Annotated in this window: 14 protein-coding genes; 9 read left to right on the forward strand and 5 right to left on the reverse strand. The window is 73.8% G+C overall.

All coding sequences use genetic code 11. The features are described 5' to 3' along the window. Nucleotides 1-45: 45 nt before the first annotated feature. Complete coding sequence (locus tag ACZ4V1_RS30940) at nt 46-1,128, reverse strand: methyltransferase (protein WP_468342729.1); 1,083 nt, start codon at nt 1,126-1,128, stop codon at nt 46-48. Between the two features lie 267 nt (nt 1,129-1,395). Here ACZ4V1_RS30940 and ACZ4V1_RS30945 point away from each other — a divergent pair, with 267 nt between their 5' ends. The 8 genes from ACZ4V1_RS30945 (at nt 1,396) to ACZ4V1_RS30980 (ending at nt 9,862) form a co-directional block, all read left to right on the forward strand. Next, nucleotides 1,396-1,725, forward strand: a complete 330-nt coding sequence (locus tag ACZ4V1_RS30945) for a 4Fe-4S dicluster domain-containing protein (protein WP_468342732.1) — start codon at nt 1,396-1,398, stop codon at nt 1,723-1,725. Continuing rightward, entirely contained in the window at nt 1,722-3,710 is a 1,989-nt protein-coding gene (locus ACZ4V1_RS30950) for a hypothetical protein (RefSeq protein WP_468342735.1), read from the forward strand. The genes ACZ4V1_RS30945 and ACZ4V1_RS30950 overlap by 4 nt, the downstream gene beginning before the upstream one ends. Nucleotides 3,711-3,721: 11 nt before the next feature. Further along, nucleotides 3,722-5,110: an amidase gene (locus tag ACZ4V1_RS30955; RefSeq protein ID WP_468342738.1), complete on the forward strand. Its 1,389-nt coding sequence runs from the start codon at nt 3,722-3,724 to the stop codon at nt 5,108-5,110. Nucleotides 5,111-5,136: 26 nt separating this feature from the next. Beyond that, nucleotides 5,137-6,648 carry a glutamine synthetase family protein gene (locus tag ACZ4V1_RS30960; RefSeq protein WP_468342741.1) on the forward strand — a complete coding sequence of 504 codons (1,512 nt, stop codon included), beginning with the start codon at nt 5,137-5,139 and terminating at the stop codon, nt 6,646-6,648. Between the two features lie 56 nt (nt 6,649-6,704). Further along, nucleotides 6,705-7,991: an adenylosuccinate lyase gene (purB, locus tag ACZ4V1_RS30965; protein ID WP_468342744.1), complete on the forward strand. Its 1,287-nt coding sequence runs from the start codon at nt 6,705-6,707 to the stop codon at nt 7,989-7,991. Next, on the forward strand, nt 7,975-8,379 hold the full coding sequence (locus ACZ4V1_RS30970) for a GNAT family N-acetyltransferase (RefSeq protein ID WP_468342747.1): 405 nt from the start codon (nt 7,975-7,977) through the stop codon (nt 8,377-8,379). Before purB ends, ACZ4V1_RS30970 begins: the two co-directional genes overlap by 17 nt. 156 nt (nt 8,380-8,535) lie before the next feature. Then, nucleotides 8,536-9,324 (forward strand): response regulator transcription factor, encoded by a 789-nt coding sequence (locus tag ACZ4V1_RS30975; RefSeq protein ID WP_468342750.1) that lies wholly within the window; start codon nt 8,536-8,538, stop codon nt 9,322-9,324. Nucleotides 9,325-9,445: 121 nt separating this feature from the next. Continuing rightward, complete coding sequence (locus tag ACZ4V1_RS30980) at nt 9,446-9,862, forward strand: enediyne antibiotic chromoprotein (RefSeq protein WP_468342753.1); 417 nt, start codon at nt 9,446-9,448, stop codon at nt 9,860-9,862. A gap of 87 nt (nt 9,863-9,949) precedes the next feature. On the opposite strand, the gene ACZ4V1_RS30985 is transcribed toward ACZ4V1_RS30980, so the two are convergent. From ACZ4V1_RS30985 to ACZ4V1_RS30995, 3 genes are read right to left on the reverse strand one after another with little or no spacing between them, the layout of a single operon-like run. Further along, complete coding sequence (locus ACZ4V1_RS30985; protein WP_468342756.1) at nt 9,950-10,582, reverse strand: glyoxalase; 633 nt, start codon at nt 10,580-10,582, stop codon at nt 9,950-9,952. A gap of 5 nt (nt 10,583-10,587) precedes the next feature. Continuing rightward, entirely contained in the window at nt 10,588-11,025 is a 438-nt protein-coding gene (locus tag ACZ4V1_RS30990; RefSeq protein ID WP_468342759.1) for a helix-turn-helix transcriptional regulator, read from the reverse strand. A 39-nt stretch (nt 11,026-11,064) separates the two neighbouring features. Next, nucleotides 11,065-11,487, reverse strand: a complete 423-nt coding sequence (locus ACZ4V1_RS30995; RefSeq protein WP_468342762.1) for a VOC family protein — start codon at nt 11,485-11,487, stop codon at nt 11,065-11,067. A gap of 151 nt (nt 11,488-11,638) precedes the next feature. On the opposite strand from ACZ4V1_RS30995, the gene ACZ4V1_RS31000 reads away from it, so the two are divergent. After that, nucleotides 11,639-12,481 (forward strand): helix-turn-helix domain-containing protein, encoded by an 843-nt coding sequence (locus ACZ4V1_RS31000; protein ID WP_468342765.1) that lies wholly within the window; start codon nt 11,639-11,641, stop codon nt 12,479-12,481. On the opposite strand, the gene ACZ4V1_RS31005 is transcribed toward ACZ4V1_RS31000, so the two are convergent. Next, nucleotides 12,470-13,600 (reverse strand): nuclease, encoded by a 1,131-nt coding sequence (locus ACZ4V1_RS31005; RefSeq protein WP_468342768.1) that lies wholly within the window; start codon nt 13,598-13,600, stop codon nt 12,470-12,472. The two genes, ACZ4V1_RS31000 and ACZ4V1_RS31005, sit on opposite strands and share 12 nt — an antisense overlap. Nucleotides 13,601-13,694 lie beyond the last annotated feature (94 nt).

Raw genomic sequence — 13,694 nt, forward strand, 5'->3', positions numbered from 1 at the left:
GCCGCCCGCTGGACCGGGCGGCACCCCTCATCGCTGCGCGGGCCCCTACCGCGGGCTCGCCTCCACGACCGAGATGGCAGCAGGCGTCTGCACCACCCGCTCCAGCCGGAAGCCGGCCTTCGCCAGCAGCTCCCCGTACTGCGCGGCCGTCCGCTCCCTGCCGCCCACGAGCAGCATCAGCCACAGGTCGACCAGCTTCGAGGAGTGCGCGGCGTTCGGCTTGTCGGGCACGACCATCTCCATCAGCAGCAGCCGCCCGCCGGGCCGCATCGCGGCCCGCACGTTGCGCAGGATCCGAAGGGCCTGCTCCTCGGGCCAGTCGTGCACGATGTGCTTGAGCACGTAGGCGTCCCCGCCCTCGGGCACCGGCCCGAACAGGTCGGCGGACACCACCTCGCACCGGTCGGCGACGCCCTGCTCGGCCAGATAGCCGGCCGCACCGTTCTCGCCCACCCGCGGATCGGACAGGATCCCGCGCACGCCCGGCGACTTGCGCAGGATCCCGGCGAGCAGTTCGCCCCGGCCCGCGCAGAAGTCGACGACCGTGCCGAAGCGCGAGAAGTCGTACGCCGCGAGAACCGGCTCCGTCTCGGTGGTGGACATGGCGCCCATGCCCTTCATGAACACCTCGCCGTACTCGGGCTTGGCCTCCATGAACTCGAAGGCCGTCATGCCGCGCAGCTTCGGCAGGCTCGGCTCGCCGGTGCGCACCGCGTCCACGAAGTGCGACCAGTCCTCCCAGTGGATCGGGTGGCCCATGAGCACGGCGATGCCGCGCATGGACATCGGTGCGTCCTCGAGCAGCGCCGCTCCCATCGGGGACAGTTCGAAGGCGCCGTCCTTCCGCTCGGCGAACACGCCGTTCGAGGCGAGCAGCCGCATCAGCCGCTGCAGTGTCTGCGGGTGGGCGCCGACGCGCTCGGCGAGCCGCTCGGCGGACAGCGGGCCGTCCCTCAGCGCTTCGGCCACGCGCAGTTCCGCGGCGGCGTAGACGGCCTGGCTGAGCATGGCGCCCTGGACCATCTCGAGCAGCGAGAACGGCGCGGGGGCCAGCTTCCGTGCCAGCCGCTGCAGACCGGTTCGCACGCCTTCGACGACCCGCACGACGCGGGCGGGCGGCAGGGGCATGGGTTCCTCCGTGGTGGGCGGCGGGCGGCCGGGGGGCCGGCCCGCGGGCGGACGGGGCGACGCGCAGCGGGCGCAACGGCCTGGGTGCGTGACGGACACCAACGGTCCGGCGGCGCGGACGGGCCGCGCTCGCAGCCGACTCGAGCGGGCGCCGCGCCCCTCCAGTTGGTCCCCACCCGCGCTCAGGGGGCAGTCGAGGCAGCCCGGTGACGATCGGGACCGTCCGGCTCGGCTTGGCCGAGCAGAGTCCCGGAGGGGGCCGTTCCCGTGAAGAAGCTTGCTTCGTCCGCCGCGCTGTCGGAGCGCGCCGATCGCATCGCCGGACGCTCCCGCGCCGGCAACTGGAAGAAGCCCCCGCGACGCATCGAGGCGTCCGAGTGCATCACCTGCGACAGCTGCCTGCGCGGTTGTCCCGCGGAGTTCGGCGCGATCTTCGACCGGGGCCTCGACGTGGTGATCGTCCCGGAGCTGTGCTCGGGCTGCCCCGCCTGCGTGCTCGAGTGCCCGGTCGACTGCATCTACGTCGACGAGGACTGGTCCCCGACCGACGACGCGATGTGGAACCACGTCGAGCTCACCGCCGAGAGGGCCGCATGAAGGAGCCCGCAGGGCGCCAGGAGTCCCGCCGCGCCGCCAACGCGAGGAAGCGGATCAGCCGCCGTCCCAGCCGGCTCGGCACCCCCGCGGGCAGCACGGCGAAGCCGGACCGCGTGGGTGACCCCGACGCGGGGTTCCCCGGGCTGCTGCGGCGCGTCTGGCGGCGGGCGACCGAGGCCGGGGACCCGCGAGCCGCACTCGACGTCCTGCTCACCCTCGACGGACACGTCCCCGGCGACATCCAGTTGCGGGCCCTGAACCGTGCGGAACAGGCGGCCCTCGTCGCGCTGTTCGGCCTGAGCTGGCGCGACCCGGACGACCTGGGCGACGGCCTCACCGACGCACCGGGGACCCGGACCGGCGCGCCGGGGACCGGGGCGGCGGAGCCCGCGCGGCCGGCCCCCGGCCCGTCCGGGCCTCCCGCCTTCCCCGGCGAGATCGGGCTCACCACGCACGGCCGCATCGCTCTGCGCACCCCCGGCGCCCGCCCCCTCGACCCCCGCGACCTGGTCGGTGGAGTGCTCCGCGTGCCGTACGACCGCGCCGCTCTCGCCGCCTACCGGCGGGAACTCGGCCGGGCCCGGCGGCGGAGTGCCGACAGCGTCGCCGACTGCCGCTCCTGGCTGGCCGAGCAGGGCCCCGAGGGCCGGGCCGCGTTGATCGCCCAGGCCACGGAGGCGGCCCTGCGCACCGCCCCGTTCGTCCTCCACCAGGAGGACACGCAGTACACGAACTTCCGGGGCCAGAACACACTGACCGGCAAGACCCTGTGGCCCGGTCACCCCGACTGCGCGCTCAGCGCGCTGCGGGACCTCCCGCTCGACCTGTGGTCGGACCAGGACGTCCAGCTCGTCGTCTGCCTGACCCTGCTCATCCACTCGGCCGGCTTCGGCCGGGTCGAGGAGGCCAACGGCACCCAGCTGACCGTCGACCATGTCGCGTACACGCTGGAGCGGGTGCGTCGCGCCTACAGCACCGTGGCCGGACTCGAACCCGTGCCCGCCGCGGCCTCGCGGCGCGTCGCCGACCTGGACCGGCTGGCCGTCGCGCTGCGTGAGCGCCGCCGGGAGACGGGCCGGCACGCCCAGCTGTACCGGGAGATCCACGGGGCCCTGATGCACAAGGTGGAGCGGGTGGCCGCCGCCCCCGGCCCCGTCGCCAGGGCCCGCGAGGACGCCGTCGTCGAACGCCTGCGCACGAGGCTGCCGCTGGCCGGCGGCACGCTCGCCGAACTCGGCCGCGACCTGGCCGCGGCACCCGGCTGGCTCGCCGAACCGCACGGCTCCTTCGGTACCGGCCTGGAGTCCGTGGTCCACGAGACCGTGGCCGCCACGGTCGACGCCTTCGGCGCCGACTTCGCGATGAGCCGCGGCATGCGCTCGCTGCCCGGCCTCGTGCGGGCGCTGCGCGGCGAGAGCTGGGCGGAGATCTGCGACTGGGACATCACGCACTTCTTCTGCTGCGTGGTGCCGCGGCCGGGGGCCGCCGCCCACTTCGGCGGTTCCGAGGCCGCACTCGCCGACGCCGCCTGGGCGATGTCCTCGCGCATGCAGTACAACTCCTGGCACTTCGTCGCCGGCAATCTGCCGCCGGTGCCCGAGGTGGCGGCCCGCGACCACTTCGTGCCGCCCGTCGTCCCGGACGTCGCGTTCTTCTCCGACCAGCACCACCACGGGCATGTCAGCAACAACGTGCGCTTCTCGCTGCGCTCCCCGCAGCCCGTCGAGGTCGACGGCCGCCGCTTCGACGGCTTCATGGACCTCAGACTGCTGCGCTGTGCCGGGGACCCGTTCGGCGAGCAGGACCTGCTCGCCGCCCACCGGGTGTCGGGGTTCATCGCCCGCGCCACCTCGCTGGCCGCCGGGCTCGTCGCGGCCGGGACGGACCTCGAGGTCACCGCGTTCGACGCCGGCTGGCACTGGAACGCCGTCACCGGCCGGGCAACCGCGGCGTCCGCGGCCGGCCAGGTCCGCCGAGCGTCGTGAAAGGAGAACCGATGACCGCCCGCGGCGTCAGCCACACCAGGGAACTCCTGCGGCGGGGCGAGCTGTCCGCCGTCGAACACACCACGGCCGTCCTGAACGCGGCGCGAGAGCGCGACACGCTCGACGCGTACGTGGCCGTCGCGGGCGAGGAGGCACTGCGCGCGGCACGGCGCGCGGACGCCCGCATCCGGGAACTGGGCGCCGATGCCTGGCGCACCATGCCGCTGCTCGGGGTCACCGTCTCCGTGAAGGACCTGCTGCAGACCCGCCACCTGGCCACCGGACGCGGCTCGCTGCTGCCCAACGACCGGCCCCGCGAGGACGCGCCCGCGGTCGCCCGGCTGCGTGCCGCCGGAGCCGTCGTCGTCGGCAAGACCGCCACCTCCGAGTACGGCTGGAGCGCCTCGACGGTCAGCCGCGTCGCCCCGCCCACCCGCAACCCCTACGATCCTCGCCTGACCGCGGGCGGCTCCAGCGGCGGCGCCGCGGCGGCGGTGGCCACGGGCCTGTGCGACGCCGCCCTCGGCACCGACGGGTCCGGGTCGATCCGGATACCGGCGGCGTTCTGCGGCGTCGTCGGCTACAAGCCGTCCCTCGGCCGCATCCCGTACGTGCCCAACAGCGCCGACCGGCTCGCCCACCAGGGCCCCCTCGCCCGCACCGTCGCCGACGCCGCGCTGCTCGCGGAGGTCATGGCGGGCCCGCACCCGGCCGACCCCGACTCCGGCCTCGGCTCCCTCGACGCGCCACGCACCGCACGGGCGCTGCGGATCGGCTGGATCGAGTACGACGGCACCGCCGGCGACGTCCGGCGCGTCACCGCGCAGGCCCGCCTGGCCCTGTCGGGCCAGGGGCACCTGGTCGAGGACGTCGAGGTGCGCTGCACCCACCTGTATCCCGCGCTCGTCGACCTCCTCGCCGCCTCGGAGGCGGCCGGGGCCCGCCCCGAGGACGACGAGCGGGCCGACCCCGGCCGTCTGGAGGTGATCCGGCACGGGCGCACCCTCGGCGGCGCCGACGTGATCCGTGCCGAGGAGGTCCGCCAGAACCTGCGCGCCACCCTGCGCACGGTCATGGACCGTTACGACGTCCTCGCCATGGTCACCGTTCCCGTCGAGCCGTTCGCCGCCGACGCCGTCGGTCCGCCCTGGGCGGCCGACGCCCGGGACCTGCAGTGGCTGGCCTGGGCACCCGCCTCGTACCCCTTCAACATGACCGGCCAGCCGGCCCTGTCGCTGCCCGCCGGTCTCACCCGCGCCGGTCTGCCGGTGGGTGTGCAACTGGTCGGGCCCGTCGGCGCCGACGACCTGGTCGTCCAGCTCGCCGGGCGCCTGGAGGCCGACCTCGGCACGCCGGTGCCGCCGGGTGCCCGCGTGCTGGAACCCGCGATCGCCCGATGACTCACGCCCGTGGAAAGGACGTCCCCATGTACGCCAGGTCATGGTCCTCGCCCGCAGCGGAGGGCAGTGTCGGGCAGCCCTCGTTCGTGGCCGATCACGGGCTGTGGGACGAGGCCCGGACCGTCGCCGCCGAGCGGGTCGAGGCGAGCCTCGCCGACCTCGACTTCGTGCGCCTCGTCTTCGGCGACCCGCACGGTCTGGCCCGCTCCAAGACGCTCACCGCCGAGGCGTTCCGCACCGTGCTGCGCAACGGCATGAACTTCAGTCCCGGGCCGTTCGTCTTCGACACCGGGCACGCCGTCGCCGTCGACTTCCTCGGCGACCACGGCATCGGCGTCGACGAGATCGCCGGCGCCGGGAACTTCGTCCTGGTCCCCGATCCGCTCACCTTCCACCCGCTGCCGGGAGGCGACGCGCGCACCGCGTGGGTCATCGGCGACGAGTACCTGCGCGACGGCAGCCCGCATCCGCTCTCGTCCCGAGCCGTGCTGCGACGCGTCGTCGACCGCTACACCGAGCGGGACCTCGCCCCCGTCCTCGGTCTCGAGGTCGAGTGGTACCTCACCCGGCGCCTCGACGACGTCCCCGGCAACACCGGCAACGGCTTCGGACTGCAGGGCGGGGCGCCGCGGGTGTCCGCCCTGAACGCCGGCTACCAGTTCAACCTCGACGCCTACTACGACACCGTCGCTCCGCTCACCGATCCGCTCGCCCTGCACCTGCTCGCCCTGGGGCTGCCGCTGAGGTCGATGGAGCACGAGTCGGGGCCCGGCCAGGTCGAGACGACGTTCAGTCCGATGTCCGCGCTGGACACCGCCGACGCGATGCTGCTCTTCCGTACGGTCACCAAGAGCTGGTGTGCCCGGCGCGGGCACCACGCCTCCTTCATGTCGCAGCCGCTCCTGGACGCCGCCGACCCCAGTGGCTGGCACCTCAACCAGTCGGTCACCGACCTCGCCTCGGGCGGCAACCTCTTCGGTACCGAGGGTCCCTCCGGAGGGCTGTCCCCGCACGGCAAGGCGTACGCGGAGGGGCTGCTGACCTGGGCGCGCGAGCTGTTCCTGCTCTCGGTGCCCACCGTCAACGGCTACCGGCGGCTCGCCGCCGAGCACACCCTGGCGCCCACGCGGCTCGGCTGGAGCCAGGAGGACCGCAGCGCGATGCTCCGCGTCGTCGGGCACGGCGCCGGGGCGCACATCGAGAACCGGATCGGTGAGCCGTGCGCCAACCCGTACCTCGCCATCGCCGCCCAGCTGTTCGCGGGTCTCGAGGGCATCGCGGCGCCGGCCGCGCCCGTGGACGTCACCGAGGCCGCGGGGCCGGGTGACGCCGGCCTCGTACCGCAGCGGCTGCGCGAGGCCCTGGACGCCTTCCGCGCCGGCCGGGCCGCCCGGCTGCTCGGCGAGCCGCTCGCGGCCTGCCTCGCCAAGCTGAAGGAGAGCGAACTGCGCCGCTTCGACGCCTGGTGCCGGCAGACCGCGCCCACGCCCGGACAGGTCACCGAGTGGGAGCAGCGCGAGTACTTCGGCGTCTACTGACCTCCGCCCCTGCTCCGCCGTTCCCGTCCCGACCGGCCCCCTGACGAAGGCGTCGCATGATTCCCCGTTACACGCTGCCCGAGATGGCCCACCTCTTCTCCGACCGGTTCCGCTACGCCACCTGGGTGCGGGTGGAGATCCTCGCCTCCGAGGCGCAGGCCGCCCTGGGCCGCGTGCCGCGGGAGGTGGTCGAGGACATGCGCCGCGCCCGCGTGCCGGAGCCGGAGCGGGTCGCCGAGATCGAGCGGGAACGCGACCACGAGGTGCTCTCCTTCCTCGCCGCCTACTGCGAGGACCTTCCCGAGTCCTCGGCGCGCTGGGTGCACCACGGCATGACCAGCTACGACCTCGTCGACACCGCGCTCGGCCACACCCTGACCCGGGCCACCGACCTGCTCACCGGCGCCGCCCGGCGACTGCGCCGGGTGCTGACCGCACGGGCCCTGGAGCACTGGGACACCGCGATGGTGGGCCGCACCCACGGGGTGCACGCCGAGCCCACCACCTTCGGGCACAAACTCGCCGGGCACGCCTTCGCCGTGGACCGGTCGCTGCGCCGGCTCGCCGCCGCCCGCGAGGCCGTGGCCGTCGGCACCGTGTCGGGTTCCGTGGGCACCTACGCGCTGATCGACCCGCGCGTCGAGGAGCACGTCCTCGCCTCGCTGGGCCTGGCCGCCGAACCCGCGCCCAGCCAGGTCGTCGCCCGTGACCGCCACGCCCAGCTCCTGCAGGCCGTGGCCACGCTGGGCGCCTGCGTGGAACAGATCGCCCTGGAGCTGCGGTTGTTGCAGCGCACCGAGGTCCGCGAGGTGGAGGAGGCGCGCACCGGCGCCTACCAGGGCTCCAGCGCCATGCCCCACAAGCGCAACCCCACCACGAGTGAACGGCTGTGCGGCCTCGCCCGCCTGCTGCGCGGCTACGCCGACACGGCCCTGGAGAACGTGGCGCTGTGGCACGAACGCGACCTCGCCCACCAGTCCGTGGAACGGGTGATCCTGCCCGACAGCCTCTGCGTCGGCCACTTCCAGGTGACGAAGGCCGCCGACCTGGTGGCCTCGCTCACCGTCGACACCGAACGGATGCGCGCGCACATCGACCAGACCGACGGGCTCGTCCACAGCTCCTCGGTCCTCGCCGACCTGCTCGGCAGCGGCATGGAGCGCGAGCGCGCCTACCGCGGCGTGCAGGCCGCGGCCAACCACACCCTGGCGACGGGCGAGCACTTCGGCGCGTCCCTGGCCAAGCAGGGCATCGACGTGGCGGGTCTCGGTCCCGAGCGTTTCCTCGCCCACCACGATGTGATCCGCACCCGATTGGAGAAGCTGCATGAGCTGGAAGACTGACCGCGTCGAGGGCGCCGCGCTCGACCTGGACGAGGTCCTCGGCGTCTACCACGCCTCCGGACTCGGCGAACGTCGCCCGGTCGCCGACCGCGAGCGGTTCGCGGCCATGGTCGAGAACGCCAACCTGGTGCTCGTCGCCCGAGACGAGGACGGGACGCTCATCGGCATCGTCCGCGCGGTGTCGGACTTCTCCTACGTCACCTACGTCTCGGACATCGCCGTCGTCCGGGACCGTCAGCGTTCCGGTGTCGGCCGCGCCCTGATCGACGCCACGAGGGACGCGGCCCCGGCCGCCAAGCTCGTGCTCCTGTCCGCGCCCGCGGCCGTCGACTACTACCCGCACATCGGGTTCACGCGCCACGCGTCGGCCTGGGTGCGCAACCCGTAGCACCCGCCTCCACCGGGTCAGCAGGGCTGTACCGGGGCTCCACCGCGCTTGCCTAGATTCACGGTCGGGGCGGGCTCACGCGTCCGCGGCGCCACGGGTGGTCCGCGTCGTGCCGCCCCACGGCCGCACGCACCGCACCGGACCCCCGGGGGAGGCATGTCCCAGACATCGGCACAGGCCCTGCTCGACACCCGCCCGCACACCGGCGCCGCTCCGGCCGTCCCACGGACCGCCCAGGAGCGCGAGCCGGCCGCCACCGGCCACGGCGCGGCCGTCTCGATGCCCTCCGGGCGTCGCGTTCTCGTCGTCGACGCCGACGCCGCCTGCGCCGACTCCCTGGTCACCCAATTGCGCCGGCACGGTCACGAGGCCCTCGGCGTACGGCGCGGCGGAGACGCGCTGAGCGCCCACGAGGACGCCGATCTGGTCCTCCTCGACCTCGAACTGCCCGACCTGGACGGCCTGGAGGTCTGCCGTGCGCTGCGGGCCGTCAGCCGGGTGCCCGTCATCATCGTCACCGCCCGCGCCTCCGAACTGGACTGCGTCCTCGGCCTCCAGGCGGGCGCCGACGACTACGTGGCCAAGCCGTACGGCCTGCGGGAGCTGATGGCCCGGATCGAGGCCGTGATGCGCCGGGCCGAGTGGCAGCCCGCCGCCGCCCGCGAGATCCGGCACGGCCGCCTGCACATCGACGTGGGCTCCCGCGAGGTCCTGGTCGGGGACGAGGAAGTCGCCCTGACCCGCAAGGAGTTCGACCTCCTGTGCCTGCTCGCCTCGCACCCCGACACGGTCATCCCGCGCAAGCAGCTCCTCCAGCAGGTCTGGGGCGACTCCTGGTCCCGGCGCACCGTCGACACCCACGTCAGCAGCCTGCGCGGCAAGCTGGGCGACAGCGGCTGGATCGTGACGGTGCGGGGCGTGGGCTTCATGCTGGGGAATCCCTAGCGGTGGTCGGCGGGAGTTCGAGCGGTTCTCAAGCCGGTCTCATGCGTTCCGGCCGACTCTGAGTGAGGCGTGATCACCAGAGCGCGCCGTTCCGCTTACCGCACCAATTGGGGAGACGAACATGCAGATCCGCTCGCGTCTGACCAAGTCCGGCCTGCTGGGCGCCGCCGCCGTCGCCGCCCTCGCCTTCGCCGCGGCCCCGGCCTCCGCGGCCCCGGCGGTGACCGCCTCGCCCGGCAGCGGCCTGGCCGACGGCCAGTCCGTCACCGTGTCCGGCACCGGCTTCCCGGCCGGCTCCGAGGTCGCCGTGTCGCAGTGCCGGGAGAACACCACCTGCACCGACACGCTGGCCACGGCCACCGTCGGCGCCGACGGCAGCTTCAGCACCGCCTACACCGTGCGCAAGCAGTTCACGGCCACCGACTGGAGCACCGGCACGGGCTCCACCGTGACCGTGGACTGCGCCGCCGAGCAGTGCCAGCTGGTCGCCTACCAGGAGGGCACCGGTCCGATCGGCACCGGCATCTCCTTCGGCTGAGACGACCCCACCCGAGGGTTCGAGCCCACCGCGCGGTGCCCGCGACCGGCACCGCCCGGTGGGCTCGCCCGCGTCCCGCCGCACCTCTTAGGCGGACGCGGACGTCACCGGCGCGGGCTCCCAGGCGAAACCGTCCGGGTCGGTGAAGGCACCGGTGGTGCCGCCGAGCACGATGCGGTGCGAACCGCTGCCCTCCTCGGGCACGCCGACGTCCTTGGCCAGGCCCCGGCGCTTGTACAGCGCCAGCTTGACGGACCCGGAGCCGTCGGAGGCGAACTCGACGTACTTGCCGCCGAAGCTCTTCGCCACGGTCAGACCCCGCTCGACGTAGAAGTGCTTGCTCGCCTTGACGTCCTCGGCTCCCAGCAGGAGTACGAGGTCGTCGATCTTCCGGGTGGCGGGACCGGTGTTCTTCTTCGCCGAGGTGGCCATCTTCCAGATCGTGCCGTCCGGCGCCTGGACGACGCCGCCGTAGCCCCACAGGGACTTCGAGGCCGGCTTCAGGGTCGTGGCACCCGCGTCGAGGGCGGAGCCGATGAAGCTGTCGACGTCGGCCGGCTGGGACACCGTGATCGACATCGTGAAGCCGCGGAAGCCGGTCGTCGGCTCGTCGCAGGCCCGCAGACGTACCTGCGAGCCCAGCCCGAAGGCGGCGGTGTAGAAGCGGTCGGCGGCCGTGAGGTCGGCCACCTCCAGGGTGACGGATGCGAGGGAGGTCATGGCGATCACGCTAGCCCCGGTGCGCTCTCCGCGGCTTCTTCGATCCTGCTCGATGACGGCACCGGTGCCGTCACCCACCAGGGCAGCCCGGCGGACCCGGCTGCCGCGCGGCGCCGGTAGACCTCGGGCGGCATGCCGACCAGTTCGGTGAAACGGGTGACGAGGACGGCCGTGGACGGGCAGCCGACCGCGAGGCCGAGGTCGGCCGGGCTGTGGTCGCCGTGCCGCAGCATCTCCATCGCACGCTCCACGCGGCGCACCGTCAGGTAGGCGTACGGCGACAGGCCGTAGGCGTCCCGGAACCGCGAGGCGAGCCGACCGGACGGTATGCCCGCCTCGCGGGCGAGCGCCTCGAGGTCCAGCGGCCGCGTGGGTTCCCGGTCGATGCGGTCGCGCACGCGTCGCACGTGCGCGAGGTCGAGCAGACGCTGCGCGGCGATCATCGCCTGCCTCCACCCCGGGTGGCACATGACGGACCCCTCTCAGCCGGCGTCGGACGGCAGTTCCCGGATACGGACCAGGTTGCCCGCGGGATCGCGGAACGCGCAGTCGCGGACACCGTACGGATGGCGGAACGGCTCCTGGACGACCTCGGCGTCGGCGGCCAGCACCCGGGCGAAGGCGGTGTCGAGGTCCCGAGTGGCGAGCACGATCCAGCCGTAGGTGCCCTTGGCCATCATCTCGAGGACGGTGCTGCGCTCCGCGTCGGTGATCGAGGTGTCGGCGGCCGCCGGGGCCAGGAGCAGGGAGGTGTCCGGCCGGCCGACGGGACCGACCGTGATCCAGCGGGTCCTGCCCCGCCCCACGTCCTTGCGGACTTCGAAGCCGAGGACGTCCCGGTAGAAGGCCACAGCGGCGTCCGGATCGTCGTGCGGCAGGGAACTCGTATGCAGGGTGAGGTCCATGGACCGCACGCTAACCGCGGCCCCGTCGGGCGGGCTTCTCCGTTCCTGACCCCTTCCGGAGGGGCCTGTACCGGATCCCGAGCGAGGCTCGAGCGGACCGCGATGCTCACGAGCCACCCTGTCGAGTGGACCGACACGTGGTGAGGTGGCTATGGACGCAGCAGTGGAAAGGGCGGTCGACTGCATTCGCGAGCGTTTCGGCGATCCGCTGACCGTCTCCGACATCGCCGAAAGGGCCCGGCTCAGCCGTTTCCATTTCTCGCGCGTATTCAAGGACGAGACGGGGCTGAGCCCCGGGAGATTTCTCGCCGCGGTGCGCATTCACGAGGCCAAGCGGCTGATCGACCGTTCTTCGCTGAGTATCGCCGAGGTCTCCGTCGCGGTCGGGTACAGCAGCCTGGGTTCGTTCACCGACTCCTTCACGGCCGGCGTCGGGCTGTCTCCCGGCCGGTTCCGCAGGCTGTGCCGCGAGATGGAGCAGACGCCGCCGGGGCCGGACCCGGGACCGCGGCCGGACCTCGGCGCGGTCGCGGGAACGGTCCGGCTGCCGGAGGGGCACGGCAACGCACGGGTGTATCTCGGCGCCTTCGCCACGCCCGTCGTCCAGTATCCGGCTGTCGCCGCGGCCGTCATCGACGTGCCGAGCGACCGGCCGTCGTGCTACTCCCTGCAGAACGTGCCCGAGGGGGAGTGGCACCTGCTCGCGGTGGCGGTGGCCGCCGGTACCGGTCACGACGCGCGGGCCGACCGGACGCCGCTGGTCGGCAACCACGGCACAGCGACCGTGACCGTCACCGCGAACACCGTCACCAGCGCGGCGGTGCGGCTGCGCCCGGCACGCCCGGCCGATCCGCCGGTCCTGCTCGCCCTGCCCCGTCTCCGGCCACCGGAGACCGTCGTGCCGCACCCCGGATGCGCCGCCGCGGCCACGGAGCCGCAGGCGGCCGGCCGGCTGCGGGTGGTGTCCGCCGCGCCGGTGCGCTCAGGACCCTGAGGGCGACGGGTTGCGGCACAGCTCCTGCCGGGCCTTCAGCCGTTCGGCGAGCAGGAACCACTCCTTGCCGATGTGCTCGGCGATCGGGGCGATGACGCCGAGCCAGTGCGGCGGGACGGCGTCGACGAGCCGCCGCCAGTCCTCGCCGGGCTCGGTGGCGTGGGTCTGCATCCAGCGCAGCAGCTCCCGGCCGCCGGCGGTGTAGCGAATGGCGGGGTCGGTGGCCATCTTGGCTGCCACCGTCGCCCAAGTGGGCGGGGTGTCGGTGTGGTTCCTGCGCTGCGGCGGGGCTGCCTCGACCTGCCCGGCCACCCGCAGCGGTGCCCGGTGAACGCCGTCGGCGACCGCCTCGGCCGGCTCCTGCGGATCGTCGAGCGGCGGCACGCACGGCACCGGACGCACGTGCTGCGGGCGCGCGGCATACGTCTGGCGCCCGCTGCGCTCGGGCCCCTCCCCGCGCCGGAGCCGCGCGCTGACGTCGTGCACCGTGCCCAGCGACACGTCGGTCGCCCTGGCGACCTGGCGCAGCGGGGCGTTCGGGTGGGCGGCGATGTACTCGGCGGCCCGCCGCCTGCCCTCGCCCGCGTCCACCGGGCGCCGCCTGCCGTCCTGACCGACGCGCTTGCCGCCCAGCGGCGCCGCGATCGCCGACCGCTCGCGCAGCGACGCGACCGTCTTCGCGCTCAGGCCGGTGACGCCGGCGATGGCGCGGTCGGACCAGTCGGGGTGGGAGCCGAGGACCCGCTGGGCGCCGGCGACGCGGTCCGCCTTCGACAGCGGCAGGCCGTGCGAGCCGTTGGCCTGCATGGCGATGACGAGCGCCTCGGAGTTGGAGCAGTCGAGGAAGCGGGCCCTGATGCTGTCGTCGCCCATGAGCCGGGCGGCCTCCAGGCGGTGCAGCCCGTCGATGACCCGGCAGCCGTCCACCTGGACGAGGATCGGGGGAAGCCCCGCCGAGTCCGCCGCGTCGACGAGCAGCCGGACATGAGCGGCGTCCGTGCCGCCCTGGCGCAGGGAAACGCCGGGAGCGAGCGCGGCGACGGGAACCTCGCGCGCCGGCAGTTTATCGAAATTGCTCAGGTCGAATTCTCGGTACGCCGACGCTCCGACGCCCTCCAATCGGACAGGACCGAATGCACTCGTTATCGAGACAGCTTGCGCATTGCTCTGAGCCATTCCTGTAACTCCCTCTCTGCTGCCGCTGCCGACGAGG

This window comes from Streptomyces sp. NPDC028991 (assembly GCF_055564775.1).